Origin of the sequence: Thalassococcus halodurans (genome assembly GCF_900108225.1) — a bacterium.
Taxonomy (GTDB): domain Bacteria; phylum Pseudomonadota; class Alphaproteobacteria; order Rhodobacterales; family Rhodobacteraceae; genus Thalassococcus; species Thalassococcus halodurans.
This window is the reverse complement of sequence record NZ_FNUZ01000003.1, coordinates 479,238-504,291: the sequence shown is the minus strand read 5'-3', so window position 1 is coordinate 504,291 and position 25,054 is coordinate 479,238. Positions and strand designations below refer to the sequence as shown.

The 25,054-nt window shown below is 54.4% G+C and carries 25 protein-coding genes; 12 read left to right on the top strand and 13 right to left on the bottom strand.

What is annotated here, in order from left to right; genetic code table 11:
* Nucleotides 1-47 precede the first annotated feature (47 nt).
* The 4 genes from C4S59_RS12280 to C4S59_RS12265 form a co-directional block, all read right to left on the bottom strand.
* Nucleotides 48-452, bottom strand: coding sequence for a c-type cytochrome (locus C4S59_RS12280; protein WP_103910783.1), 405 nt, complete (start codon nt 450-452; stop codon nt 48-50).
* A 167-nt stretch (nt 453-619) separates the two neighbouring features.
* Nucleotides 620-1,213 (bottom strand): Smr/MutS family protein, encoded by a 594-nt coding sequence (locus tag C4S59_RS19690; RefSeq protein ID WP_200813217.1) that lies wholly within the window; start codon nt 1,211-1,213, stop codon nt 620-622.
* A complete protein-coding gene (gene mltA, locus C4S59_RS12270) occupies nt 1,210-2,274 on the bottom strand; it encodes a murein transglycosylase A (protein WP_103910782.1) in 1,065 nt (354 codons plus the stop codon). Before mltA ends, C4S59_RS19690 begins: the two co-directional genes overlap by 4 nt.
* Complete coding sequence (locus C4S59_RS12265) at nt 2,271-2,930, bottom strand: Tim44/TimA family putative adaptor protein (protein ID WP_103910781.1); 660 nt, start codon at nt 2,928-2,930, stop codon at nt 2,271-2,273. Before C4S59_RS12265 ends, mltA begins: the two co-directional genes overlap by 4 nt.
* A 102-nt stretch (nt 2,931-3,032) precedes the next feature.
* On the opposite strand from C4S59_RS12265, the gene C4S59_RS12260 reads away from it, so the two are divergent.
* Together C4S59_RS12260 and secB are read left to right on the top strand one after the other, a co-directional pair.
* Nucleotides 3,033-3,551 carry an FxsA family protein gene (locus C4S59_RS12260; protein ID WP_103910780.1) on the top strand — a complete coding sequence of 173 codons (519 nt, stop codon included), beginning with the start codon at nt 3,033-3,035 and terminating at the stop codon, nt 3,549-3,551.
* 56 nt (nt 3,552-3,607) lie between these two features.
* The gene (gene secB / locus C4S59_RS12255) at nt 3,608-4,108 is read left to right on the top strand and encodes a protein-export chaperone SecB (RefSeq protein WP_103910779.1); all 501 of its coding nucleotides are present in this window, start codon (nt 3,608-3,610) and stop codon (nt 4,106-4,108) included.
* A gap of 4 nt (nt 4,109-4,112) precedes the next feature.
* Here secB and dnaQ read toward each other — a convergent pair whose 3' ends face one another.
* Genes dnaQ through C4S59_RS12235 form a run of 4 tightly spaced genes read right to left on the bottom strand, consistent with a single transcriptional unit; the run spans nt 4,113 to nt 6,814 of the window.
* Nucleotides 4,113-4,802 (bottom strand): DNA polymerase III subunit epsilon, encoded by a 690-nt coding sequence (gene dnaQ / locus C4S59_RS12250; RefSeq protein WP_103910778.1) that lies wholly within the window; start codon nt 4,800-4,802, stop codon nt 4,113-4,115.
* Nucleotides 4,795-5,388 carry a dephospho-CoA kinase gene (coaE, locus tag C4S59_RS12245; protein ID WP_103910777.1) on the bottom strand — a complete coding sequence of 198 codons (594 nt, stop codon included), beginning with the start codon at nt 5,386-5,388 and terminating at the stop codon, nt 4,795-4,797. Before coaE ends, dnaQ begins: the two co-directional genes overlap by 8 nt.
* On the bottom strand, nt 5,385-6,218 hold the full coding sequence (locus C4S59_RS12240; RefSeq protein WP_103910776.1) for a shikimate dehydrogenase: 834 nt from the start codon (nt 6,216-6,218) through the stop codon (nt 5,385-5,387). The genes coaE and C4S59_RS12240 overlap by 4 nt, the downstream gene beginning before the upstream one ends.
* Nucleotides 6,215-6,814: a Maf family protein gene (locus tag C4S59_RS12235; RefSeq protein ID WP_103910775.1), complete on the bottom strand. Its 600-nt coding sequence runs from the start codon at nt 6,812-6,814 to the stop codon at nt 6,215-6,217. Before C4S59_RS12235 ends, C4S59_RS12240 begins: the two co-directional genes overlap by 4 nt.
* Nucleotides 6,815-7,343: 529 nt before the next feature.
* Here C4S59_RS12235 and rho point away from each other — a divergent pair.
* Genes rho through C4S59_RS12205 form a run of 6 tightly spaced genes read left to right on the top strand, consistent with a single transcriptional unit; the run spans nt 7,344 to nt 14,115 of the window.
* Nucleotides 7,344-8,615 carry a transcription termination factor Rho gene (gene rho, locus C4S59_RS12230; protein WP_103910774.1) on the top strand — a complete coding sequence of 424 codons (1,272 nt, stop codon included), beginning with the start codon at nt 7,344-7,346 and terminating at the stop codon, nt 8,613-8,615.
* A 17-nt stretch (nt 8,616-8,632) separates the two neighbouring features.
* Complete coding sequence (gene mnmE, locus C4S59_RS12225; protein ID WP_103910773.1) at nt 8,633-9,916, top strand: tRNA uridine-5-carboxymethylaminomethyl(34) synthesis GTPase MnmE; 1,284 nt, start codon at nt 8,633-8,635, stop codon at nt 9,914-9,916.
* A gap of 12 nt (nt 9,917-9,928) precedes the next feature.
* On the top strand, nt 9,929-11,797 hold the full coding sequence (gene mnmG, locus C4S59_RS12220) for a tRNA uridine-5-carboxymethylaminomethyl(34) synthesis enzyme MnmG (RefSeq protein WP_103910772.1): 1,869 nt from the start codon (nt 9,929-9,931) through the stop codon (nt 11,795-11,797).
* A gap of 12 nt (nt 11,798-11,809) precedes the next feature.
* Complete coding sequence (gene rsmG / locus C4S59_RS12215) at nt 11,810-12,400, top strand: 16S rRNA (guanine(527)-N(7))-methyltransferase RsmG (RefSeq protein ID WP_103910771.1); 591 nt, start codon at nt 11,810-11,812, stop codon at nt 12,398-12,400.
* A complete protein-coding gene (locus tag C4S59_RS12210; RefSeq protein ID WP_103910770.1) occupies nt 12,393-13,202 on the top strand; it encodes a ParA family protein in 810 nt (269 codons plus the stop codon). The genes rsmG and C4S59_RS12210 overlap by 8 nt, the downstream gene beginning before the upstream one ends.
* A 10-nt stretch (nt 13,203-13,212) precedes the next feature.
* The gene (locus C4S59_RS12205) at nt 13,213-14,115 is read left to right on the top strand and encodes a ParB/RepB/Spo0J family partition protein (RefSeq protein ID WP_103910769.1); all 903 of its coding nucleotides are present in this window, start codon (nt 13,213-13,215) and stop codon (nt 14,113-14,115) included.
* Here the strand turns inward: C4S59_RS12205 and hemW are convergent, their stop codons facing one another.
* Genes hemW through rph form a run of 3 tightly spaced genes read right to left on the bottom strand, consistent with a single transcriptional unit; the run spans nt 14,116 to nt 16,599 of the window.
* Complete coding sequence (gene hemW, locus C4S59_RS12200; RefSeq protein ID WP_103910863.1) at nt 14,116-15,279, bottom strand: radical SAM family heme chaperone HemW; 1,164 nt, start codon at nt 15,277-15,279, stop codon at nt 14,116-14,118. It lies immediately after the preceding gene.
* Nucleotides 15,275-15,883 carry an RdgB/HAM1 family non-canonical purine NTP pyrophosphatase gene (gene rdgB, locus C4S59_RS12195; protein WP_103910768.1) on the bottom strand — a complete coding sequence of 203 codons (609 nt, stop codon included), beginning with the start codon at nt 15,881-15,883 and terminating at the stop codon, nt 15,275-15,277. Before rdgB ends, hemW begins: the two co-directional genes overlap by 5 nt.
* Nucleotides 15,883-16,599 carry a ribonuclease PH gene (gene rph / locus C4S59_RS12190; protein WP_103910767.1) on the bottom strand — a complete coding sequence of 239 codons (717 nt, stop codon included), beginning with the start codon at nt 16,597-16,599 and terminating at the stop codon, nt 15,883-15,885. Before rph ends, rdgB begins: the two co-directional genes overlap by 1 nt.
* Nucleotides 16,600-16,711: 112 nt before the next feature.
* On the opposite strand from rph, the gene hrcA reads away from it, so the two are divergent.
* A complete protein-coding gene (gene hrcA / locus C4S59_RS12185) occupies nt 16,712-17,776 on the top strand; it encodes a heat-inducible transcriptional repressor HrcA (RefSeq protein ID WP_103910766.1) in 1,065 nt (354 codons plus the stop codon).
* A 9-nt stretch (nt 17,777-17,785) separates the two neighbouring features.
* Nucleotides 17,786-18,358, top strand: coding sequence for a nucleotide exchange factor GrpE (locus tag C4S59_RS12180; RefSeq protein ID WP_103910862.1), 573 nt, complete (start codon nt 17,786-17,788; stop codon nt 18,356-18,358).
* 30 nt (nt 18,359-18,388) lie between these two features.
* On the opposite strand, the gene mutS is transcribed toward C4S59_RS12180, so the two are convergent.
* Nucleotides 18,389-21,016 (bottom strand): DNA mismatch repair protein MutS, encoded by a 2,628-nt coding sequence (mutS, locus tag C4S59_RS12175; RefSeq protein WP_103910765.1) that lies wholly within the window; start codon nt 21,014-21,016, stop codon nt 18,389-18,391.
* 116 nt (nt 21,017-21,132) lie between these two features.
* Between mutS and C4S59_RS12170 the strand changes: the two genes are divergently transcribed.
* Together C4S59_RS12170 and C4S59_RS12165 are read left to right on the top strand one after the other, a co-directional pair.
* Nucleotides 21,133-23,388, top strand: a complete 2,256-nt coding sequence (locus tag C4S59_RS12170) for an NADP-dependent malic enzyme (RefSeq protein ID WP_103910764.1) — start codon at nt 21,133-21,135, stop codon at nt 23,386-23,388.
* A gap of 62 nt (nt 23,389-23,450) precedes the next feature.
* Complete coding sequence (locus C4S59_RS12165) at nt 23,451-24,332, top strand: ribokinase (protein WP_103910763.1); 882 nt, start codon at nt 23,451-23,453, stop codon at nt 24,330-24,332.
* Here the strand turns inward: C4S59_RS12165 and msrA are convergent.
* On the bottom strand, nt 24,319-24,945 hold the full coding sequence (gene msrA, locus C4S59_RS12160; RefSeq protein ID WP_103910762.1) for a peptide-methionine (S)-S-oxide reductase MsrA: 627 nt from the start codon (nt 24,943-24,945) through the stop codon (nt 24,319-24,321). The two genes, C4S59_RS12165 and msrA, sit on opposite strands and share 14 nt — an antisense overlap.
* Nucleotides 24,946-25,054: the final 109 nt, after the last annotated feature.

Genomic DNA, 25,054 nt, shown 5'->3' with positions numbered 1-25,054 from the left:
TAACCAAGGGTTAAGTCTCTAATTTAAGGGAAATTTTCGGGTCTTCGTTACTTCGCGGATTTCAGAAACGCGTAGATGTCTCTGGCGCTATGGCTTTGGCGGTATGCCATCCGTGCGCGCGCGGTATCGTCCTTAAGCCACTTCTTCAGGAACGTCGTAGGATTCTTCAGGTAGGCCTCAAGCGTTTCGGGCGTCCACACCAGCCCTTGCTGGCCTGCCTGACGCAACGAAGGGCTATAATTGAAGCCTTTGCTGCTGCCTGCCGTGCGACCGGCAATCCCGTACAGGTTCGGCCCAACCTTGGCACCCTGAAACAGGGCACGACCATCCGGTGCCTTGACCATATGACATGCAGCACAATCTGCAAACGCTGCGCGCCCACGATCAGCGTCCTGCGCATTCGCTAAAACAGGAAGGAAAAGTACAAGCGCAATGAGGGCTTTGAGTGTCATAATGGCGTCCGTAGTCGGTAACTGACTACCTATGTGATTTTCTGCAAATGCACAGGTCGAATCTATAAAATTAAAAGTGTTCGATGAACTTGTGCCACAAAACGCCCGGAAATGACACTGTATGCGGGCAGACGTATGTGTCCCAATCGCCTAAGGCACAAACCTGATTAGCGTTGGCGCTTTAGATACACGTAGTAGGCACCTTCGCCCCCGTGGCGGATATGCGCGGGCGTCACCTGCAGCACGACCTGTGCCAAAGGCGGTAGCTTTAGCCAGAGCGGAACCTGCGTTTTCAAAACACCCCGTCGGCGTGGCATCGGATCGTACGGGTCTTCGCGGCTGCCTTTACCGGTGATCACCAGAACCAGCCGAAGACCCCGTGAGAAGGATGTCATGACAAAACGGTTGAGCGCGGGATGCGCCTGATCAAGCGTCATTCCATGAAGGTCGATCCGCCCCTCGGGCACCAGCTTACCGCGCTTCATTTTGCCAAAGGCCTTGGCGTCCATCGACACCGGATCCTTTGCCAATCTTTTATGAGTGGTTTCCGGCGCTTTGATAGCTTCGGGAAGCCGCGTCGCCGACTGACCTAGTCGGAAACTTTTGAAGGGTGTGGGCTTTGGTTTGGGCGCAGGCTTTTTGGCAGGAGCCTCTTCGCCGGATATCGGCGCAAAGTAATCCCGCCTATCGAGCTTTTCAGTCGTTTTGGCGACCCTCGACCATAGATCGGCGTCTTCCTGATCCAGCTTGCGACGTTTCACTGGGAAACATCCGGCAACATCGCGTAGGCCCGCTGGATTGGTAGAAACACCACCATCCGGCCCGGATCCTTCAGCTTGCCCGCCGCTTTTCCCGCTTTGTCACCAGTACCCATGAAAATATCAGCGCGCTGAGCACCCTTGATGGCCGAACCAGTGTCCTGCGCGATCATGAGCCTGCGCATCGGAGACTCACCATCCTTTTCGACCCAGACAGGGGCCCCAAGCGGTGTGTACCGCTTATCCACCGCGATCGAGCGCAGCGTGGTGATAGACCGGTTCATGGCACCCAAAGGGCCTTTATCGGCGGGCACTTCACTTACTTCGCGAAAGAACACGTAAGACGGGTTGTGGTACAAAAGTTCAGTCCCGTCCGCAGGATTGCGCCGCACCCAGTTCTTGATGACGTCGGCAGACACCTGATGCGATTTGTAGGTACCACGCCGGATCAGTTCGACCCCGATTGACCGGTATTCATGACCATTGGCGCCGCCGTAACCGACGCGGATCGTGCGCCCGTCGGGGAAGCGCACACGGCCTGACCCTTGAACTTGCAAAAAGAAAAGCTCGACCGGATCATCAACCCAGGCAATCTCAAGCCCGCGGCCATCCATAACGCCAGATGTCAGAATATCCCTGCGCGAATACCACGGTTGGTTTCGGCGCGCTTCCGGGGGCATTTTGTAAATCGGATACTGATACGGCCCGCCGCGTGTGGGCGCGCCAGTCAGTTCCGGTTCGAAATAGCCGGTGAAAAGTGGCTCCTGATCCGGGATCGTGATCATCACAGGTCGGAAAAACAGTTCAAAGAACTCTTTCGCTGAAGCGGGATTTTGATCTTTCGCAGCCGCACACAGATTTCGCCAGTCAGGATCGTCAAAATCGCTGCACGTGTTCAGAAACACTTTAAGAGCGGCGCTATGGTCATCCTGATCCCAGCCCTCGAGGTCATCGAACGACAGGATCGAGTAGACGATGTCTTCGCCATCGTCCCCCTGAGCACTGGCTTGTGTCCCTACCAAAGCGAGCCCCGCTAATATGACCGCAGCGATCCTTTGGATCATTCGCCCGTTGCGACAAGTTGCCAGTTCGGATCGTCGCTGCCCATGTTGCGTGCGAACGTCCAGACATCGCGCTGACGCTTAACTTCGGTCGGGCCGCCTTCAACGATCTCGCCCTCAGCATTGCTCACTGCGAAGGTCAGTTCGCCAAAGAAACGAACGGTCAGCTCCGCCAAACCTGTTGCAGCGTCGAAGGTGGCTTCGGTCAGCTTGGTTTCGCGCACGCCGATAAACTCTGCCTCGATTGTCAGACCCTGTTCTTCACGGGATTTGATCACCTCTTCGAAGCTTTCAAAAACATCCTCATCCAGATAGGGGCGCAAATCTTCGATCTGGCCATTTTCGAAACCCATCAGGATCATTTCGTAAGCACCGCGGGCACCACCAAGGAATTCCGAAACCGAAAAGGCGGGCTCGACCCGCTTCATCTGCTCCAAAGCTTTGGCGCTTTCGCTGCCTTCTTCAACGTGATCGGTGATATCCCGATCCGGACCGCCATCGATCACTTCGAAATTGCGACGATCTTTGCGGGGCGCCGCATCAAGCGGGGCAGGGGGCTTTTCAAAGCCCTCACGTGTCCCCAGAACATTCTTCAGGCGAATGATCAGGAACACAGCGATAGCTGCAAGTACGAGCAGCTGTAAAATAGGCAAATTCATCAAGACCTCATGCTGGGTTCTTTGAATGGACGTGTTGAAACCTTATGTAGGGAGTGCACGCGTAGCTGTCCACCGTACGCGACGACTTAGGAGATCAGATTAATGTGGCTCTTTTTGGCATTTCTAGCCATCCCAATCATCGAGATTGCCCTTTTCATTCAGGTTGGCGGCCTAATTGGCCTTTTCCCGACACTGGCAATCGTGGTGATTACCGCGATTTTGGGCACGTGGCTGGTTAGATCGCAGGGGTCCCAAGCTCTACGAAATCTACAGTCGTCATTCTCTGAACTTCGCGACCCGACCGAACCTTTGGCCCACGGTGCGATGATCTTGATCGCTGGTGCGCTGCTGCTAACCCCCGGCTTTTTCACCGACGCGGTTGGTTTCGCACTTCTGGCGCCGCCGGTGCGCATCGCGGTTTTGCGCTGGGCGCGCAAGAACATCAAAGTGACCCAATTTTCTATGGGTCAGTCAGCCAGCTATTCGCACAGCAGCCACAAACGACATGATCCGCGCACAAACGCCGGTCGCGGGCAGGGGGAAATCATCGAAGGCGATTACGAAGATATTTCAAAAACGCCCAAACCCACCCATCCCGGTTCGGGCTGGACTAAGCATTGAGGATACCGCGCGTCACTGATAAGCGGTAACAAAAGCCATTTAAGGGAGTTTAGCGCATGGGTGATGCGAATACGAACGGTGCACCGGAAGCAGCACCTCAGGTTAAAATGAACGTACTGGCCCAATTCATTCGGGACATGTCGTTTGAAAACATCCTCGCACAAAAGGGTGCGCAGGGTGACACGCAGCCGGACGTTCAGGTTCAGGTAAATCTGGATGCGCGCAAACGCGCTCCGGAAAACCAGTACGAAGTTGTCATGAAGCTGAAGATCGACAGCAAGGCCAAGGAATCCGGCGACCAGCTGTTCCTGCTTGAGATCGAATATGCAGGCGTCTTCGTCGTTGAAAACGTACCCGAGGAACAGATCCACCCGTTCCTTCTGATCGAATGCCCGCGCATGCTGTTCCCGTTTGTGCGCCGCATCGTTGCCGACGTCACACGTGACGGTGGCTTCCCGCCGCTGAACCTTGAAACGATTGATTTCCTTGCACTTTACCGTGCGGAACTTCAGCGTCGCGCAGCGGCATCTCAGGCCGAGCCCCAAGGCACAGCCTAAGATATCAGCCCTTATTCCAAAGGGCGTTGTCCCCGAGCTTTTCGACAAAGGCGGCATGTGCCGCCTTTTCGTTTTCTGTGATCCGCGAAGGCAAGGGTGTTGGGCGGCGGGTGGGGCGCCAATCGGTATCCACTGATGCACCAGCCGTCTTTTCCTTTGAAACGGAAAGCGCAAAATCGGGCTGCTTGCCGCCGATCAGCTCAAGATAAACCTCGGCCAGAATTTCAGAGTCGAGCAAAGCGCCGTGCAATGTCCGCGATGAGTTGTCGATGTTAAAACGGCGACACAGAGCATCAAGCGACGCAGGCGACCCCGGGAAACGTTTGCGCGCGATGGCAAGCGTATCCAGCGCCTGTTCCCAAGGCAGCTGGCGCTTGTTCAGCCACTTCAGCTCGGCATTCAGGAACTTCATGTCGAAGCTGGCGTTGTGGATGATCATTTTGGAATCCCCAACGAATTCCAGAAATGCATCCGCAATTTGGGCGAAGACAGGTTTATCACGCAGAAAATCGTCGCCCAGCCCGTGAACTTCAAACGCTTCCTGCGGCATCGACCGTTCTGGGTTGATGTATTGGTGATACGTATTGCCCGTGGCCACATGGTTCCACAGCTCGACAGCACCGATTTCTACGATCCGATCGCCGGACTCGGGGTCAAAGCCTGTGGTTTCGGTATCCAGAACGATTTCACGCATTGTCAGAGCCACTTTTCAGGGTTTCAAGCACAGTTTTGACGTCGTTTTCCGCCATTTCAAGGGTATCTGCCCGAACCCTGAAATTAGATCTCCGAACTTTTTCGTCGTTCGGCATCTGCTTGGACAGAATTTGTTCAAACTGCGCTTCTGTCATCGTGCCCCGCGCCATAACGCGTTCCCGTTGAATGGTTGGATTCACGTCAACGCAGACAACAGCGTCAAATTCACCCTCTGAGTTCGTTTCGAACAACAGGGGGATGTCAAAAACGATGCAGTCCGCTTTCGAATGCGCTGCGAATTCCGCCCGATCCTGTCTGACCAACGGGTGCACGATCTTTTCCAGTTTGGACAAGGCATCACTTTCCGTAGAAATGATATCTTTCAACCGGTCTCTGGAAACAGCGCCGTCAGAGATTGCTTGTGGCCACAGGTTCTGAATTGGGGCTACCGCCGCGCCGCCTTGTTCGTAGAGGCGGTGAACGGCTGCATCAGCATCCCATACGTCGCATCCAAGATCTTTGAAAATCTTGGACGTTGTCGACTTACCCATGCCGATAGATCCGGTCAGACCGATTTTAAGTGTCATCGCAAAACGGCCGCGCGCAGTGCATCATCCACTTCAGGGCGCTTGTTGAACCAGCGTTCAAACCCCGGAACCGCCTGATGCAGCAACATGCCCAAGCCATCGACAGTCGGGCAGCCGATTTCGCGCGCAGTTTTGAGAAGCTTGGTTTCCAGCGGTGTGTATACGATGTCTGTAACCAAAGTTGTCGGCCGCAACCCGTCAAGCGGCACGCGCAACTCGGGCTTTCCGACCATGCCAAGCGACGTCGTGTTCACAACAGTCGCGGCGTCTTCCATCACATTTCCTGCCTGCACCCATTCGATAACGCTCAGGCGTTTGCCGAAATCTTCGCGTAGCTTATCGGCCCGTGCCCGCGTTCTGTTGGTGATCCAAATCTCTGGGCATCCAGCCTCGATCAATGACGCAACAATCGCACGAGCCGCGCCGCCCGCCCCAAGAACGACAGCCGGCCCTGCCTTTGGTTCCCAAGTCGGTGCTTTCTGGCGCAGGTTGGCGATAAATCCGTAACCATCTGTATTATCGGCGTGAATTTTACCATCACTGCGGAAAATCAATGTGTTGGCAGCCCCGATCACCGCTGCCCGATCTGTAATCAGATCAGCAATCTCAAGCACCTTTTCCTTATAAGGGATGGTCACATTGACGCCCACAAACCCCAGCTCTGGCAGCGTTTTCAAGGCGCTTTCCAGTTTGTCAGCGGCAATCTCCATCGGGATGTAATAGCCAGGCAAACCGTATTTCCGTAGCCAATAGCCATGAAGCTGAGGCGATTTCGAATGCGCAATAGGGGACCCGATAACACCCGCCAACGGGATACGATTTGCGGTCATGATGCCAGTTCTCCGATCAACGTCAGATGATTGATAAACTCTATAAGCGGAAGACCAAGCACATTGAAATGATCACCTTCAATCCGCGTGAACAATCGAACACCTTCCTCTTCCAATTTGTACGCACCGACAGAGTCTGCAACCGAGGGCCAGTTCCGCCCGAGATAATCATCAATGAACCCATCTGACAGTTCGCGCATATAAAGGCGCACCATCCCTATATGGCGCCATTTCGGCTCGCCATCTTGGTAAAGAACCGCAGCTGAAAGCAGCATGTGCTTTTTCCCGCTTAGAAAAGTCAGCTGTTCCTTCGCCTGTTCGATGGTTTCCGGTTTGGACAGGATACGATCATCGATTTGCAAAATCTGGTCACACCCCAGAACAAACGCGCCAGGGTTCTTCTGTGAAATCTTCCGTGCCTTCAATTCGGCCAGCGTATCAGCCACGTCACGGGGTTTGGCCTGCTCGGCTTCCAAGGCACCGCGAACCGAATCTTCATCAATCCGTGCGACGTGTACTGAGTGGGTGATTCCAGCCGACGACAGCAGTTCGGTGCGGATTTTTGATCCTGAAGCGAGGATGAGCGGATTTTTCATGTGGAAAACTCGTCGAATAACCGCGGGTAAATGTGGTTGGATCGTTCATGGGAAAATTAACACGATCATGCAAGCCGTGGACAACTTCCATGTTTTTCCCGACGTTCAGTAAGATTATCAGTTTGGGGACGGGATAACTTTACCGATGTGCGTAAGCTAAAATTTCTTGTATCTCTACCAAGATATGTACAAGAAATAATGAAATCCAGAATCACAATAAGACTTTGTTAAATAACATTTTTCCTTGATTAATCTAGTATACAAGAATTTTGGTACACCAAGTTTTCCACAATCTGTGCTGAGTGTGGAAAAACGGCCAGAAACTCATTAATCCCAAGCTTAACAAATCCCCAACAAACAAAATCATCTCTTAAATATTTTCTTTATTTTATAAAGATTACCTGCCTGACCTCGACGATTGACTTCACACGGTAACTTTCTTACCTGTGTTCCAACGCCTCAGTCCTGAGGAACGTGTTTTCCAAAATAACTGCTTTGAACTGCATCGATCAGGTGCAGAGAGTGTGCGATGAATCTCGAAAAACTGAACCTGTCCGATCTTAAGGCCCAAAGCCCCAAGAACCTTTTGGCGCTTGCTGAAGAGCTTGAGATCGAAAACGCCTCGACCATGCGAAAAGGCGAAATGATGTTCCAAATTCTGCGTGAACGCGCAGATGAAGGCTGGGACATTTATGGTGATGGCGTTCTTGAAGTTCTTCAGGACGGTTTTGGTTTCTTGCGTTCTCCGGAAGCGAACTACCTGCCGGGTCCTGACGATATTTATGTATCGCCCGACATGATCCGCAAATTTTCTCTGAGAACAGGCGATACAATCGAAGGTCAGATCAAAGCACCTGAGGGTGAAGAACGTTACTTTGCTTTGATGGACGTATCGCAGATCAACTTTGAAGATCCTGAGAAAGCACGTCACAAGATCGCATTCGATAACCTGACACCGCTCTATCCAGATGAGCGCCTGAAGATGGAAATCGAAGATCCAACCATCAAAGACAAATCCGCGCGTATCATCGACCTGGTCGCGCCGATCGGTAAAGGTCAGCGTTCTTTGATCGTTGCGCCGCCGCGGACTGGTAAAACCGTTCTGCTGCAGAACATCGCGTCCAGCATCGAAAAGAACCATCCGGAATGCTATCTGATCGTTCTTCTGATCGATGAACGTCCGGAAGAAGTTACCGACATGCAGCGTTCTGTTAAGGGTGAGGTTATTTCCTCGACCTTCGACGAACCTGCGACACGTCACGTGGCCGTCAGCGAAATGGTTATCGAGAAAGCCAAGCGCCTTGTTGAACATAAGCGTGACGTCGTGATCCTGCTCGACTCGATCACACGCCTTGGCCGCGCCTTTAACACTGTCGTACCTTCCTCTGGTAAGGTTCTGACTGGTGGTGTTGACGCAAACGCCCTGCAGCGCCCCAAGCGCTTCTTCGGTGCCGCGCGTAACATCGAAGAGGGCGGCTCTCTGACCATCATCGCAACGGCACTGATCGACACAGGCAGCCGTATGGACGAAGTCATCTTTGAAGAATTCAAAGGTACGGGTAACTCTGAAATCGTTCTGGATCGCAAGGTCGCGGATAAACGCGTCTTCCCGGCGATGGATATTCTCAAGTCCGGTACGCGTAAGGAAGATCTGTTGGTCGATAAGGCAGATCTGCAGAAAACATTCGTTCTCCGCCGTATCCTGAACCCGATGGGCACAACGGACGCGATCGAATTCCTGCAATCGAAGCTGAAACAGACTAAAACGAACTCTGAATTCTTCGATTCTATGAACACCTAAATCAGGGGCGCTAGCGGATGGATACGATCTTTGCCCTTGCCACCGCGCAGGGGCGCGCTGGCGTTGCTGTAATCCGTATTTCAGGTCCTCAGTCGTGGGATGTAGGCACCGCGCTTGCCGGTAGCCTGCCTAAGCCGCGTAAAGCTGGTCTACGACGTCTTACAGCGACTGATGGAACCTATCTTGATGAAGCTTTGGTTCTTACTTTTGAGGACAAAGAAAGCTTCACTGGTGAAAAAACGGTCGAGCTTCAGACCCACGGAAGTATTGCAGTCGTAAACTCTATTTTGAAAGAGTTGGGCGGGTTTAGTGACTGTAGATTGGCTGAACCTGGTGAGTTTACACGTCGCGCAATGGAGAGTGGGCGCCTTGATCTTGTTCAGGTCGAAGCTCTTTCTGATCTGATCGAGGCCGAAACAGAGCTGCAAAGAAAACAAGCTTTGCGAATGTTCGACGGCGCGTTCGGTGAACGCGTTCTATCGTGGCGGCAATCGCTGATCCGGGCGGCTTCTTTGCTAGAAGCGGTTATCGACTTCGCTGATGAAGAAGTACCAGAGGATGTTTCAGCAGAAGTTTCCGAGCTTCTGAAAATGGTAATCGGCGCTTTAAATAAAGAGCTGACTGGTTTTCAAAGCGCTGAACGAATTCGGTCCGGTTTCGAGGTTGCAATCATAGGCGCCCCGAATGTGGGTAAATCCACTTTGCTCAACGCGCTTGCTGGTCGCGACGCAGCCATCACGTCTGAAATTGCGGGAACGACGCGCGATGTGATCGAGGTGCGAATGGACCTCTCCGGTATCCCCGTAACCTTGTTGGATACGGCTGGCTTACGAGAGACCGAGGATACAATTGAAGCACTTGGTATCGCGCGAGCAAAAGATAGGGCTTCGGCTGCAGACCTTCGTGTGTTTCTGAAATCCGGTGATGAAGCTGTTCCGGACTTCATCGAAGCAGAAGATTTGGTTTTTGAAACAAAGGCTGATTTAACCGGAAAGGCCGACGCTATCTCGGCCAAATCAGGTGAGGGGCTGGATAAAGTCATTCAATCGATAACCTATGCTTTGCAGCAGAAAGTTGCTGGTGCTGGTCTTGCCACCCGAGAACGTCATCGCGTCGCACTTGTCCAGGGTGTTAAACATCTGGAAACTGCTGAAAGATTGGTTTCGGAAGGCTCCGAAATTTATGATATCGCTGCTGAAGAGATTCGAACCGCCGTACGTGGACTTGAAAGTCTTGTTGGTAAAGTTGGCGTTGAAGACCTGTTGGACGAAATCTTCTCAAGTTTCTGTCTTGGAAAGTAAGGAGTGTTTCACGTGAAACATTTGGACTTTGATGTGATCGTTGTTGGCGGTGGCCACGCCGGGACAGAAGCGGCCCACGCATCAGCACGTACAGGCGCAAAGACCGCTCTGATAACCATGCGCGAGGCGGATATCGGCGTGATGTCTTGTAACCCAGCAATCGGTGGTTTGGGTAAGGGTCACCTTGTCCGCGAAATCGATGCGTTGGATGGCGTGATGGGGCGGGCCGCTGACCTTGCAGGCATTCAATTTCGGCTTCTGAACCGCCGGAAAGGGCCGGCAGTACAGGGGCCACGTGCGCAAGCCGATAGAAAGATCTATCGACGAGAGATGCTTGCGCTGACTAAAAGCCAAGAGAACTTGACGATTATTGAAGGTGAGGTCATCGACCTTCTTCTGAATGGCGATACTGTGTCGGGCGTTGCTCTGGCCGACGGAACAACGATTAGCTCTAAATCCGTTGTCTTGACCTCGGGAACTTTCCTACGTGGCGTAATCCACATTGGGGATACGTCCTATGCCGGGGGTCGTATGGGTGACCAAGCTTCTGTACGACTGGCCGAGCGTATTGATGAATTTGGTTTACCGTTGGGTCGACTGAAAACTGGCACGCCTCCGCGACTTGATGGTCGTACAATTGATTGGGATCGCTTGGATACGCAACCCGGCGACGATGAACCGGTAATGTTTTCGTTCTTATCCAAGTCACCGACAGCAAAGCAGATTTCTTGTGGCATCACGCACACGAATGAAAAAACGCATGAGATCATCCGCTCTAACCTAGAACGCTCAGCGATGTACGGTGGCCATATCGAAGGCGTCGGGCCGCGATACTGCCCCTCGATCGAAGACAAAGTCGTCCGTTTTGCTGATAAAACATCGCATCAGATTTTTCTTGAACCTGAGGGCGTCGATGATCACACCGTTTACCCCAACGGGATTTCGACGTCCTTACCGGCTGATGTGCAAGAGGATTATGTCCACTCGATCGAGGGTTTGGAAAAGACAGAAATCCTACAACCGGGTTACGCGATTGAATATGACTATGTAGATCCCCGTGCGCTTGATCTGCAGTTGGCGGTCAAAGGTGTGAATGGCCTGTTCTTGGCTGGCCAAATCAACGGCACAACCGGTTATGAAGAAGCAGCCGCACAGGGTTTGATCGCCGGTACAAACGCGGCGCTTCGTTCTTCGGGGAAAGACCCATTCATTCTAAGCCGGTCTGACAGCTATATTGGCGTGATGATTGATGATCTAACCACGCGTGGCGTTAGCGAACCTTACCGGATGTTTACGTCCCGCGCAGAGTTCCGCCTGTCACTGCGGGCTGATAATGCGGACCAACGCCTTACACAGATTGGTCTGGATTTTCGACTTGTGGGCGATGTCAGAAAGTCCGCGTTCCAATCAAAGATGGAAGCTTTGCATTCTGCGAAAGAGTCACTGGAAGCACTCAGCCTGACTCCAAAGGAGCTGAGTGAGATTGGTTTAACTGTGAATCAGGACGGTGCCCGCCGGAATGGTATGGAAATTCTTGCGTTCCCGGATACGTCCTTTGAGTCGCTGCTTGCAGCGGATTCTTCGCTTGAAAGTGTACCTGATGGTATTCGCCGCCAGCTTGAAAAAGACGCGACGTACGCAAGCTACATCGAGCGTCAGAAGAAAGACGTGGAAGCACTTCGAAAAGACGAGAAGCAGGCTATTCCGTCCGATTTCGATTTCGGGGTGCTGAGTGGTTTGTCGAACGAGCTGAAGGATAAGCTGACGCGGGCACGTCCGGATAACCTTGCTCAGGCTGCTCGGGTCGAAGGAATGACGCCGGCCGCTCTGTCGCTGCTACTGTCCAAACTTCGCCAAGCCAGCCGTCAAAAAACTGCGTAACAGGTTCCCAAGATGAATGTTTCACGTGAAACACTAGACCGATTGCGCGCCTATGAAGCACTGGTTCTGAAGTGGTCACCAAAGATCAACCTCGTTTCCAAGGGCACGCTGGCTGATACTTGGGAGCGGCACATTGTCGATTCCCTCCAAGTTATCGAGTTGGCCCCGAAATCCGGTAAATGGGTGGATTTAGGTAGTGGCGGGGGATTCCCCGGTATCGTTGCTGCGATTTGCGCGATGGAGACGGATCGAGATCATGATGTGACTCTCGTTGAGAGTGACGCCAGAAAATCTGCTTTTCTACGCACAGCACTTCGGGAAATCGGTGTCGAAGGAACAGTTATTACCGACAGGATTGAGAACGTTCCAGGGCAGGGGGCAGACATCCTAACTGCCCGCGCATTGACGTCGCTTGATGGTTTGTTGGGCTTTGCAAAACAACATATGGCCGAACAGGGAATAGCCCTTTTCCCGAAAGGGGCGACGTGGCAAAAAGAAGTTGAAGCAGCAAAAGAACACTGGGATTTCCAAGCAAAAATGCACCCCAGTACGACACATCCAGACGCCGTTGTGCTGGAAATAAGTGAGGTCAAACATGTCTGATCCGACGCGTCCCGTTGGTCCGAAGATTATCGCAATCGCCAACCAAAAGGGCGGGGTCGGCAAAACGACGACTTCTATCAATCTGGCCGCGGCGCTAGCGGAAGAGGGGCTGTCGATCCTTCTTGTTGATCTTGATCCCCAGGGAAACGCGTCCACTGGCATTGGTGTTGAACCCACAGAGCGCGAATACACCTCTTACGAACTGCTGCTCGAGGACGTTCCGTTGAAGGAGGTAATCCGCAAGACGGAAACCGAAGGTGTCTTTGTAGTACCAGCCACCGTTGACCTGAGCTCGGCTGATATTGAGCTCTATTCGACCGAAAAGCGTAGCTTTTTGCTTCACGACGCGCTTCGCCAGCCTGCAATGGATGATTTCGGCTTTGATTACATCCTGATCGACTGTCCGCCTTCGCTCAATTTGCTGACGGTGAATGCGATGGTCGCCGCACATTCCGTCCTCGTGCCCTTACAAAGCGAATTCTTCGCGCTTGAGGGCCTGTCTCAGCTAATGCTGACGGTCAGAGAGGTGAGGGAAACGGCGAATTCCGCGCTCAGGATCGAAGGTATTGTTCTGACCATGTACGATGCGCGGAATAACTTGTCATTGCAGGTAGAAGAGGATGCGCGTGACAATCTTGGGGATCTTGTTTTCCAGACAGTTATTCCCAGAAACGTCAGGGTCAGCGAGGCGCCGTCTTTTGCGATGCCCGTCACATCCTATGATGGCATGTCCAAGGGTGCGCAGGCATACCGCGCCCTTGCCCGTGAACTAATCAAGAAAAACAGAAAATTGGCCGCATGAGGAGAGCATCATGACTACGAAAAAAGATACACGTCGGGGGTTGGGCCGCGGTCTTTCTGCTCTGATGTCGGATGTGGCCCCGTCGGCACCGGCTGATCAGACTGCCGCCACGCCAGCACGCGCGGACCGCATGGTACCGATTGAACGGATTTTCCCTAATCCGGACCAGCCGCGTCGCACCTTTACGCAGGACCAGTTGGAAGAACTGGCGGCGTCTATCAAGGAAAAAGGCGTTATCCAGCCGATCATTGTTCGGGAAAAACCGGGTGAAGCTGGCAGTTTTGAAATCGTAGCTGGTGAACGCCGGTGGCGTGCCTCGCAGCTGGCGCAGTTGCACGAAATGCCGGTTTTAGTTCGCGAATTCACCGACACTGAGGTGCTTGAAATCGCGATCATCGAAAACATTCAGCGCGCTGACCTGAATGCCATCGAAGAAGCGGCTGGCTATCGTCAACTGATGATGAAATTCGGCCATACCCAAGAAAAGCTGGCAGAAGCCTTGGGTAAAAGCCGGAGCTATATCGCAAACTTACTTCGTCTTTTGAACTTGCCCGAAGATGTTCAGGCGCTTCTTGTTGAGGGAAAGCTTAGCGCGGGTCATGCGCGCGCATTGATCACAGCTGAAAACCCTTCCGAGCTTGCCAAGCTGGTTGTGGAAAAGCAGCTTTCTGTGCGTGAAACCGAACGTCTGGCCAAAACAGTTGCCGCGCCGGACAGCGCCAAGATCAAAGCGAAGCCGCGCGATGATAAAGATGCAGACACAAAAGCACTTGAAGGCGATCTATCGGCCGCTCTGCGCATGAAGGTTCGGATCGATCACAAGCCCGGCCAAGAGGCGGGCTCGGTCAGCATCTCCTATGATACGCTTGAGCAGTTGGACGAACTTTGCATGTTGCTGAGCACGTCGCGCTAATTATTCAGGATGGTCCGGCAGCAATTCGGTAATCAGCGAATTCAGGACCATCCGCCCCTGTGGGGTTGCTCCCAGACGATTTCCGTTCTGCCAAATTAACCCGAGATCGGCCATTTTGTTCGTTTGTTCGGGTGAAAGTGCGGCGGGATCCAGATCACGAACACGCACCACATCTATGCCTTCCTGAAGTCGAAGCCCCATCATCAGGTATTCTCCAGCCTGATCAATGTTGGAAACGATATCGTTGATGCGGTCCCCGTTACCTTGTTCAGCATTCTCCAGCCAAGCACCTGGATTGCGCCAAGCCACAGTCGCGTGTTTCCGTCCATTCAAAGACAGTCTGCCATGCGCACCGGGACCGATCCCGCCGTAATCGCCGTATCGCCAATAGATCAGGTTGTGCTGCGATTCCGCGCCGGGTTCGGCGTGGTTTGAAACCTCATAGGCCGGCATCCCGTGCTGATCGCAAATCTCTTGCGTCAGTTCGTACATGTCTGCGGACAGGTCTTCGTCTGGTAGGCCGGACAGTTGACCACGGCGCTGTCGTTCCCAGAACGCGGTGCCTTGCTCAATTGTCAGCTGGTAAAGCGACAAATGATCCACTGACATCGCCAGTGCTTCGGTCAGTTCTTTGCGCCAATCATTCAGGCTTTGGCCCTGTCTAGCGTAGATCAGATCAAAGCTGATCCTTTTGAAAACCGAACGCGCGGTATCAAAGGCTTTGCGGGCTTCCTCGACCGAATGCAAACGCCCCAATTTGGCCAAATCAGGGTTATTCAGAGCCTGAATACCCATCGAAACACGGTTGACACCGGCATCTGCAAAACCGCGAAAACGTCCGGCCTCAACAGACCTTGGATTGGCCTCAAGCGTGATTTCGATGTTGTTAGCGAACGTCCATTTTTCGCGAATACGCTCAATCAACGCATTCACCAGCTCGGGTGACATCAGGCTGGGCGTTCCACCACCGAAGAAAACCGAGTTCAGAACGCGATCCGGTGTTAGCTCTGCGATCCGGTCGATTTCGGACAAATACGCCGCGCGCCAGCGATCTTCGTCTATTTCACGTGAAACATGGGAATTGAAATCGCAGTAGGGGCACTTGGCTTCGCAGAACGGCCAATGCACGTACAGGCCAAACCCCCCATTGCGCCAATCTTCAATCAAACAGGGCACCTGTCAGCTTGCGAAACGCATCGGCACGGTGGCTGATCTCGTTCTTTTCCCAACGATCCATTTCGCCGAACGTGATGTCATAGCCTTCGGGAACAAAGATCGGGTCGTAGCCGTGACCCTGATCGCCACGCATTGGCCAGACAACCTTACCCTCCATCACACCGGGGAAAACCTCGTCATGGCCATCGGGCCAAGCAAGGACCAAAGTACAGCAAAACCGCGCTGTCCACGGCTCAGGAGCGCCTTTAGCGACCAAGAGATCATGGGTTTTGGTCATCGCCATTACAAAGTCGCGGCCATTCGGCGTTTCAGACCAGTCAGCCGTATATACGCCCGGCGCTTTGTCCAATGCATCAACCTCGATTCCGCTGTCATCAGACAGGGCAGGGAGGCCTGTTGCCTTGGCGGCAGCGTGCGCCTTGATGCGGGCGTTTTCGACAAATGTGGTGCCGGTTTCTTCGGGTTCGGGAAGGTTCATTTCCTTCGCGCCCACAACCTCAACACCGAAGGGCGCGAAAAGCGCCTTCATCTCTTCAAGCTTGCCAGCATTGTGGGTCGCAACAAGAAGACGCTTTTCGCTAAACTTAGGCATTACGCACCCACGGCTTTCAGTTGTGCCTCGACCAGTTCGCCAATGCCCTTGTCAGCCAGATCAAGCAGTTCGTTCATCTGAGCACGCGAGAATGTGGCACCTTCTGCGGACATCTGCACTTCGATCATTTGGCCGTCAGCACGCAGGATGAAGTTACCATCAACGCCCGCTTCGCTGTCTTCTGGGTAGTCCAGATCAAGCACCGGCTGGCCGGCGTAGATACCGCAGCTAACCGCCGCGACGGGCGAAATCAGCGGATCGGTTACGATATCGCCAGCCTTCATCAGTTTATTCACAGCCAAACGCAGCGCAACCCAACCGCCAGTGATAGATGCGCAACGTGTCCCGCCATCGGCTTGAATAACATCACAGTCGATTGTGATCTGGCGTTCACCCATGGCAACGCGGTCCACGCCAGCGCGCAGGGAACGACCAATCAGGCGCTGAATTTCAACGGTACGACCGCCTTGTTTACCGGTCGCGGCCTCACGGCGCATACGGCTGGATGTCGAACGGGGCAGCATGCCGTATTCGGCGGTAACCCAGCCCAAACCAGAGCCTTTGATAAACGGCGGAACGCGGTCTTCGATCGTCGCGGTGCACAGAACGTGGGTGTCGCCCATGCGGATCATGCAGGATCCTTCGGCGTGCTTGGTCACATCTGTTTCAATTGAAACGCTGCGCATCTCGTTTAGTTGTCTTCCGGACGGTCGCATGAAATTCTCCTTAGGGGTTGGTTCGGGGATATAGCCGCAGGCACAGGTCACGCAACCCCGATTGACCTTTCGATGGAACCGACTTTAATGCTTAGGAAAGAGCGTTTGAGCAATGAATGACGGAACTTCCATTCTGAACCAGATGAACGACCGCTCGCGCGAGGTATTTCGCCAGGTCGTTGAGGGGTATCTACAAACCGGAGAGCCGATAGGTTCACGGACGCTCACACGTACCCTGTCCGAGAAAATCTCTGCCGCGACCATCCGGAACGTCATGCAGGATCTGGAGTTTCTGGGCCTACTGGACAGCCCCCACACCAGCGCGGGGCGTATCCCGACGCAGGCGGGGCTGCGGATGTTTGTCGATGGCCTGCTTGAGGTTCAGCATCTGGACGACAACGACCGCGAAAAGATCGACGCGACGTTGGGCAAAGAAGCGAACGACGTCGGCGACATCATGGATCGCGTGGGTTCCGCTTTGTCGGGCGTTACGCAGGGCGCGTCACTGGTTTTGACACCGAAGCACGAAGCGGCGATCAAGCATATTGAGTTCGTCAGCCTTGCCCACGACAGGGCTTTGGTGGTTCTGGTTTTCTCTGATGGACACGTCGAAAACCGCATATTTGTTCCGCCTCCGGGGCAGACGCCAAGCTCTATGCGCGAGGCTGCGAATTTTCTGAACGCGCTGGCCGAGGGCAAAACCCTGACGGAAATCCAGCGCGATCTGAAAGGCCAGATTGAAGCGAAGCGGCGGCAGATCGACGGGCTTGCCCATGATCTGGTTCAAAGCGGGCTGGCAGTGTGGGCTGACGATGACGATCAGGCCGAACGTTTGATCGTTCGGGGCAGGTCGAATCTTTTGGGGCAGGACGGCCAAGAACAAGAGATTGATCGCATCCGCGTACTGTTTGACGACCTTGAACGTAAGCGGGACATCGCCGAATTCCTGCAATTGACCGAAGATGGCGACGGTGTGCGCATTTTTATCGGCTCTGAGAACAAACTTTTTTCTTTATCGGGTTCCTCTCTGGTCGTGTCTCCTTATATGAACGCTGACCGAAAGATTATTGGCGCGGTCGGGGTCATTGGTCCGACACGCCTGAACTACGGCCGGATTGTTCCGATCGTGGATTACACCGCACAGTTGGTCGGAAGGCTCCTCTCCGACCGGAGATAGAGGATGAACATGGCAAACTCGACGAACGACGAATTCCTCGATGATATCGACGATCTCGAAGCTGAAGCGACAGCGCAGGAAGAGGCAGACGCAGAATACGCGGACTCCCCCGAAGCGCGCATCGAAGAGCTGGAAGCAGAGCGCGACGAATACAAAGACCGTTTCATGCGTGCTTTGGCCGATGCCGAAAACGCACGGAAGCGCGCAGACAAGGATCGCCGCGAAGCCGAGCAATACGGCTCGACACGCATGAGCCGCGATATTCTGTCTGTCTACGACAACCTAAGCCGCGCGCTGATGGCTGCAAAAGAAGAACAGACGCCTGCGTCTGATGCATTGGTTGAGGGGATCGAGCTTACGCTGCGCGAACTTCTGAACGTCTTCAAAAAGCACGGCATCGAAAAAATCGCGCCGGAAGTTGGCGACAAATTCGATCCGACGCACCACGAGGCGATGTTCGAAGCGCCCGTGCCGGGCACCAAAGCGGGCGAGATCATTCAGGTCTCTGCCGAAGGGTTTATGCTGTACGACCGCCTGCTGCGCCCCGCGCAAGTCGGCGTCAGTTCGATGCCAGCAAGCTAAAATGGAAAAGGCGGCCACTGGCCGCCTTTTTTATCCGTTCGCCAGTTCGCGAAGTTCATACAAAATTTGTAGCGCCTCGCGCGGCGTCAGATCGTCAGGCACAATTTCCTTTAACCGCTCTTCAGCTGCAGAAGGTTTGGCGGCAACAGTCTCCTGTTTTACAGTCTCAGTCACAACAGAGAACAAAGGCAGGTCGTCGATCAAACGGGCAGGGGACGTCTTTTCGCGTTCGCCTTGCTCAAGCGACTCTAGCACAGACTTCGCGCGGGAAATCACCGCTTTCGGCAGACCAGCCAGTTGCGCCACCTGCACACCATAGGACCGGTCGGCTGCACCGGCACGCACTTCGTGCAGGAAGATGACCTCACCTTCCCATTCTTTCACAGTGACCGTGGCGTTGGACACGCCGGGCAGTTTGTCGGCAAGGGCGGTCATTTCGTGATAGTGCGTTGCGAACAACCCGCGCACGCGATTGACCTCGGCCAGATGCTCTAGCGTTGCCCACGCAATGGACAGGCCGTCATAGGTCGCTGTGCCTCGGCCGATTTCATCCAGAATGACCAACGCTCGATCATCCGACTGGTTCAGAATGGCGGCAGTTTCGACCATTTCCACCATGAAGGTCGAACGCCCTTTCGCCAAATCGTCTGACGCACCAACGCGGCTAAAGATTTGTCCGACAAGGCCGATATGGGCCGCCTTGGCGGGAATATAAGCCCCCATCTGTGCCAGAATGGCGATCAGCGCGTTTTGTCGGAGGTAGGTCGACTTACCCGCCATGTTCGGACCGGTCAGCAATTGTAGCGCTGGGCCGTCGGCATTGGGCGACAGTTCGCAGTCATTAGCAATGAATGGGGCGCCACCGGCATTTCGCAGGGCATGTTCCACAACAGGATGGCGCCCCTGTTCCACGTGAAACGCGCGGCTGTCATCAACCGTCGGTTTCACCCAGTCTTCCGATTTCGCGAGTTTGGCCATGGCCGTTGCGACATCGAACTCGGCCAGTGCCAGGGAAAGCTGGGTCAGGGCGGGTGCGTTTTCGGTAATTCGGCTCTGTAGCGCCTGAAAATGGGCTTTTTCAATCTCGATCGCGCGTCCGCCAGCGTTCAGAATTTTGGTCTCAAGCTCTGACAGTTCAACGGTTGTAAAGCGCACCTGATTGGCTGTGGTTTGCCGATGAATGAAAGTTTCTGACAGCGGTGCAGACATCATCTTTTCGGCGTGGAGCGCGGTGGTTTCGATGAAGTAGCCGAGCACGTTGTTGTGCTTGATCTTGAGCGACGATACGCCGGCTTTTTCTGCATATTCCGACTGAAGGCGCGCAATCACGCCACGACCCTCGTCGCGCAGTGTGCGAACTTCGTCCAACTCGGCATCGTAGCCTTCGGCAATAAATCCACCGTCACGGGCTAGCAACGGCGGTTCTGCGACAAGTGCGTTATCAAGCAGACTGCTCAGATCGTCATGGCCGACCAAAGCGGCGCGGGCGTTCTGCAACAACTCGGGCAGGTCGCTACATTCTACCAGCGCAGCGATTTCCTCGGCTTGGCCAAGCGAATTGCGCACGGCGGCCAGGTCACGGGGTCCACCTCGATCCAGACCCAATCGCGACAGCGCGCGGTCGATGTCGGGCACTTTCTTTAAAGCCGAGATCAGCCTTTCAGAAAGGTCAGCGGCCTCAACCGCCCAACTAACGCCGTCTTGCCTTTGGTGAATCGTATCCAAATCGCGGGATGGCGAAGACAGGCGGCGTTCGAGCAAGCGCGCGCCCGCAGCAGTGACCGTGCGGTCAATGACAGACAGCAAAGAACCCGCGCGACCCCCTTGCATGGATTGCGTCAGTTCAAGGTTTTTGCGTGTGGCATTGTCGATCTGCAAAAGACGCGACACGTTTTCCTGACGCGGCGGTTGCAGCAAGGGAAGGTTCCCCTTTTGCGTAATCTCAAGGTAATCGACAACGGCACCAAGCGCGGAAAGCTCAGTACGTTCGAAGTTCCCAAATGCATCGGACGAGGCGACACCAAATACGTCACAAAGCCGCTTTTCCGCCGAAGTAGAGTCGAATGACGCCCGACCAAGGAATGTCGGAACCACGCCGATATCATCCAGAACCGTGGCGAAGCCTTCATCCATACTTTCGGAAATCAAAACTTCAGAAGGCGCTAACCGAGCGAGTTCGGATCCGACACGGGCCTGCGGCAGTGACAACGCATGAAACGCCCCTGTGGAAATATCCGTGTACGCAATTGCCCAAGCGCCGCGCACGTTGCTGATGGCCGCTAGATAATTGTGGCGCCGTGCCTCTAGCAGGCTTTCTTCGGTCAATGTGCCAGGTGTGACCAGACGCACCACATCGCGCTTCACAACAGACTTTGAGCCGCGTTTTTTCGCCTCTGCGGGGCTTTCCATTTGTTCACAAACGGCAACGCGAAATCCCTTCCGGATCAGCGTCAGCAAATATCCTTCGGCGGCATGCACTGGAACGCCGCACATCGGGATGTCATCTCCGTTGTGCTTTCCGCGCTTTGTCAGAGCGATATCAAGCGCCTCTGCAGCGGCCGCTGCATCGTCGAAGAACAGCTCGTAAAAATCACCCATGCGATAAAACAACAAAGCATCAGGATATTGTTGTTTTATTTCAAGATATTGCGCCATCATTGGCGTGACAGCAGTAGTGTTAGCGCTCACGAGCCTTCCCCCAGAGGATTTGGCATGACATTAAGGCGGCCAAACTTCGGGTAAAACCCGAATTTCCAGCAAAAAACCAGAGTGCCATGTCGAAATCAAAACTGACCCGCGAAGAAGCGCTTAATTTCCACCTAGAGCCGACCCCCGGCAAGTGGGAGGTGCAAGCGACCGTACCCATGACAACCCAGCGGGATTTGTCGCTGGCCTATTCGCCGGGTGTGGCTGTTCCATGCGAAGAAATCGCGCAAAACCCTGAATTGGCTTATGATTATACAAACAAGGGCAACCTTGTTGCGGTCATTTCCAACGGCACAGCGGTTCTTGGCCTTGGCAATCTGGGTGCGCTGGGCGGCAAGCCAGTGATGGAAGGTAAGTCGGTTCTGTTCAAACGCTTTGCCGATGTGAATTCGATCGACATCGAACTGGATACTGAAGATCCGGACGAATTCTGCAAAGCGGTTAAGCTGATGGGCCCGACGTTTGGTGGAATCAACCTTGAAGACATCAAAGCGCCGGAATGCTTCATCATCGAACAGCGCCTAAAGGAAGAGATGGACATTCCTGTCTTCCACGATGACCAGCACGGCACTGCGGTTATCTGTGCAGCGGGCCTGCTGAACGCGCTGCATATCTCGGGCAAAAAGATCGAAGACGTTAAGATCGTTCTGAACGGTGCGGGCGCTGCGGGGATTGCCTGTATCGAATTGCTGAAAAGCATGGGCGCGCGTCACGACAACTGCATCGTTTGCGATACGAAGGGCGTGATTTATCAGGGCCGTACCGAAGGTATGAACCAGTGGAAATCGGCCCACGCCATCACCACTGAACTGCGTACCCTAGAAGAGGCCATGAAAGGCGCGGACGTTTTCCTCGGTGTTTCGGTCAAAGGTGCGGTGACTCAGGCTATGGTCGAGGCGATGGCCCCGAATCCCGTTATCTTCGCGATGGCCAACCCCGATCCGGAAATCACACCGGAAGAAGCGCACGAGGTTCGCCCCGACGCGATCGTTGCTACAGGCCGTTCTGACTACCCGAACCAGGTAAACAACGTTCTGGGCTTCCCCTATCTGTTCCGCGGTGCGCTGGACATCCATGCGCGCGCCATCAACGACGAAATGAAGATTGCCTGTGCCCATGCATTGGCCCAACTGGCACGCGAAGACGTGCCGGATGAGGTTGCGGTTGCTTATGGCAAAACCCTGAAGTTCGGTCGCGACTATATCATCCCGACGCCGTTTGACCCCCGTCTGATCTATCGCATTCCACCCGCAGTTGCGAAGGCTGGTATGGATACCGGTGCCGCGCGTCGTCCGATCATCGATATGGACGCTTACGAGCTGAACCTAAAGACGCGCCTCGATCCGACGGCCTCGATCCTGCAGGGTCTGAGCGCACGAGCACGCGCGGCCCAAGCCCGCATGATCTTTGCCGAAGGCGACGACCCGCGTGTTCTGCGGGCGGCCGTGTCCTACCAGCGGTCCGGTTACGGTAAATCCTTGGTTGTTGGCCGTGTCGATGACGTGAAAGCAAAGCTTGAGGCAGCTGGTCTGGGCGATGCCGTGAATGAGATCGAGGTCGTCAATGCGGCGAATACTGAGCACCTCGATTCCTACAAAGAGCTTCTGTATTCGCGCCTTCAGCGTAAGGGCATCGACAAATCCGACGTGCACCGGATGGCAGCGCGCGATCGCCACATCTTCTCGTCCCTGATGCTGGCCCACGGCCATGGCGATGCGTTGGTCACGGGCGCTACACGTAAATCCGCACATGTTATGTCACGTATCAACCGTGTGTTTGACGCGGATGCCGATACGGGTGCCGCAGGTGTAACAGCCGTGATGCACAAAGGCCGTATCGTTCTGATCTCGGATACGCTGGTCCATGAATGGCCGAACGAGGAAGATCTCGCAAACATCGCAGAGCGTGCTGCAGGCGTTGCTCGCCACCTAGGTCTTGAACCTCGTGTCGCGTTCGTATCGTTCTCGACCTTCGGGTATCCGGTGTCTGAACGCGCCGAAAAGATGCACCTTGCCCCAAGCGTGCTGGACCGTCGCGGCGTTGATTTCGAATACGAAGGGGAAATGACCGTCGACGTGGCGCTAAATTCTCGCGCGCAAGAGGCCTATCCCTTCCAGCGTCTGACTGGCCCGGCGAACATTCTTGTTGTACCCGCACGCCACAGCGCATCGATCAGCGTTAAGCTGGTGCAAGAAATGGCCGGCGCGACCGTGATCGGTCCGATCCTTGCTGGTGTCGGGCAGTCGATCCAGCTGTGTTCGACAGGCGCAACAGCGAACGACATCCTGAACATGGCCATTCTGGCCGCCTGCAAAGTCGGTTAATCGCTGGCACTGCCTGACATTGTGATGCACTTTGGTCCCGTAGATTTTACGGGACCAAATCCATGACTGTCTTCAACCTCGGATCCATCAACGCCGATCTGGTGTACCGTGTGCCGCACCTTCCCGAACCCGGTGAAACGCTGGCATCGACGTCGTTCACCCGTTTTCTGGGTGGCAAGGGCTCGAATATGTCCGTCGCGGCTGCGCGCGCCGCTGCGCGGGTGGTCCACATCGGCGCCGTTGGGCATGGTGGTGACTGGATGGTTGATCGCCTAACCGAATATGGCGTCGATACCCGCGAGATTGTCACTGTTTCAGGGGAATCCGGCCATGCAGTGATTGCAGTCGACGATCACGGTGAGAACAGCATTCTTCTCTTTCATGGTGCAAACACCTGTCTGGACCCGGAAGAGATTTCAGGCGCGTTGGCCCAGGCCACTGCAGAAGACAGCTTTCTGTTCCAGAACGAAACCAACGCACAGCGCGAAGCAGCCGAGGCCGCGTCCTTGCGCGGAATGCGCATCATTTATGCCGCAGCGCCCTTTGATGCTGACGCGGTTCAGGATGTTATGCCCCTGATCGACATGCTGGTTCTGAACGAGGTCGAGGCAGCACAGTTGGAAGAGGCGACAGGCCTAAGCCCCGAAAACCTGCCGGTCAAAGACATCGTTGTGACGCTGGGCTCAAAGGGGTGTCGTTGGTACGAAACCGACAAGGGCGAACAGATCGACGTGCCCGCCATTCAGGTTGATCCTGTGGACACGACGGGTGCTGGGGACACGTTCACGGGGTATCTGGTCGCCGGTTTGGACCGTGGATTTTCCATGCGGCAATCGCTTGATCTGGCAACAAAGGCCGCTGCTATCATGGTTACTCGTCAAGGCACGGCGGATGTGATCCCTGACTTGAAAGACATCGAAGACGCGCGGTTCAACCGCCTGTGAAGGCCGCGTTTGACCCCCAGACCTGTTTAACCCGCTGATCACGTCCGCAGGCGCTACGATATTTTTTGTAGGCGTCAGAACGGGTGATGTACCCGAACCGTGTCAGCGTTTTTTCGGAACTCTTGTAGTAGTCCTGATGATACTTCTCGGCCTTGTAAAACGGTTTGGCGGATAGGACGGGTGTCACAATTTGCTGTCCCAAGACTTGCATGCCATCCTTCAACGCCGCGATCGCATCGGCCTTTTCTGCATCGTTTTTGACAAATATCGCGGTGCGATAGCTGTCTCCACGATCACAAAACTGGCCTCCGGCATCCAGTGGATCGATGGAGCGCAGGAACATATCGTACAGCGTACGGCGTGACACGATTTTCGGATCATAGGTGATTTTGACGGCCTCAAAGTGGCCAGAGCCATCAGCGGAAACGTCCTTGTAGCTCGGGTTTGCCTTTGCTCCACCGGTGTAGCCTGACACGACAGACGACACTCCGGTCACCTTTTCGAAATCGGCCTCTACGCACCAAAAACATCCACCCGCTACGATGATCTGGTCGGCCTGAACGGCTGAAGCGGGGGCCAATGCAATAAAAAGGGCGCTGATAATGCGGAACATGTGCGGTCTCCTGTTTAGGGCAGACTTTTCTGTTCGCGGGGGATTATTGCAAATGAAAGATCGCGACTTCACGTGTTGATGAAGCGTCGTGAAGAATAGAAATCCCCGC

Coding starts and splice junctions, on each gene's coding strand:
- hrcA (WP_103910766.1), top strand. CDS start 16,712: ATGAATGACGGAACTTCCATTCTGAACCAGATGAACGACCGCTCGCGC.
- C4S59_RS12280 (WP_103910783.1), bottom strand. CDS start 452: ATGACACTCAAAGCCCTCATTGCGCTTGTACTTTTCCTTCCTGTTTTA.
- mutS (WP_103910765.1), bottom strand. CDS start 21,016: ATGATGGCGCAATATCTTGAAATAAAACAACAATATCCTGATGCTTTG.
- rdgB (WP_103910768.1), bottom strand. CDS start 15,883: ATGCCTAAGTTTAGCGAAAAGCGTCTTCTTGTTGCGACCCACAATGCT.
- C4S59_RS12165 (WP_103910763.1), top strand. CDS start 23,451: ATGACTGTCTTCAACCTCGGATCCATCAACGCCGATCTGGTGTACCGT.
- C4S59_RS12265 (WP_103910781.1), bottom strand. CDS start 2,930: ATGAATTTGCCTATTTTACAGCTGCTCGTACTTGCAGCTATCGCTGTG.
- dnaQ (WP_103910778.1), bottom strand. CDS start 4,802: ATGCGTGAAATCGTTCTGGATACCGAAACCACAGGCTTTGACCCCGAG.
- C4S59_RS12235 (WP_103910775.1), bottom strand. CDS start 6,814: ATGAAAAATCCGCTCATCCTCGCTTCAGGATCAAAAATCCGCACCGAA.
- C4S59_RS12210 (WP_103910770.1), top strand. CDS start 12,393: ATGTCTGATCCGACGCGTCCCGTTGGTCCGAAGATTATCGCAATCGCC.
- C4S59_RS12180 (WP_103910862.1), top strand. CDS start 17,786: ATGGCAAACTCGACGAACGACGAATTCCTCGATGATATCGACGATCTC.
- C4S59_RS12260 (WP_103910780.1), top strand. CDS start 3,033: ATGTGGCTCTTTTTGGCATTTCTAGCCATCCCAATCATCGAGATTGCC.
- rho (WP_103910774.1), top strand. CDS start 7,344: ATGAATCTCGAAAAACTGAACCTGTCCGATCTTAAGGCCCAAAGCCCC.
- mnmE (WP_103910773.1), top strand. CDS start 8,633: ATGGATACGATCTTTGCCCTTGCCACCGCGCAGGGGCGCGCTGGCGTT.
- C4S59_RS12170 (WP_103910764.1), top strand. CDS start 21,133: ATGTCGAAATCAAAACTGACCCGCGAAGAAGCGCTTAATTTCCACCTA.
- mltA (WP_103910782.1), bottom strand. CDS start 2,274: ATGATCCAAAGGATCGCTGCGGTCATATTAGCGGGGCTCGCTTTGGTA.
- msrA (WP_103910762.1), bottom strand. CDS start 24,945: ATGTTCCGCATTATCAGCGCCCTTTTTATTGCATTGGCCCCCGCTTCA.
- coaE (WP_103910777.1), bottom strand. CDS start 5,388: ATGACACTTAAAATCGGTCTGACCGGATCTATCGGCATGGGTAAGTCG.
- C4S59_RS12205 (WP_103910769.1), top strand. CDS start 13,213: ATGACTACGAAAAAAGATACACGTCGGGGGTTGGGCCGCGGTCTTTCT.
- secB (WP_103910779.1), top strand. CDS start 3,608: ATGGGTGATGCGAATACGAACGGTGCACCGGAAGCAGCACCTCAGGTT.
- rph (WP_103910767.1), bottom strand. CDS start 16,599: ATGCGACCGTCCGGAAGACAACTAAACGAGATGCGCAGCGTTTCAATT.
- rsmG (WP_103910771.1), top strand. CDS start 11,810: ATGAATGTTTCACGTGAAACACTAGACCGATTGCGCGCCTATGAAGCA.
- C4S59_RS12240 (WP_103910776.1), bottom strand. CDS start 6,218: ATGACCGCAAATCGTATCCCGTTGGCGGGTGTTATCGGGTCCCCTATT.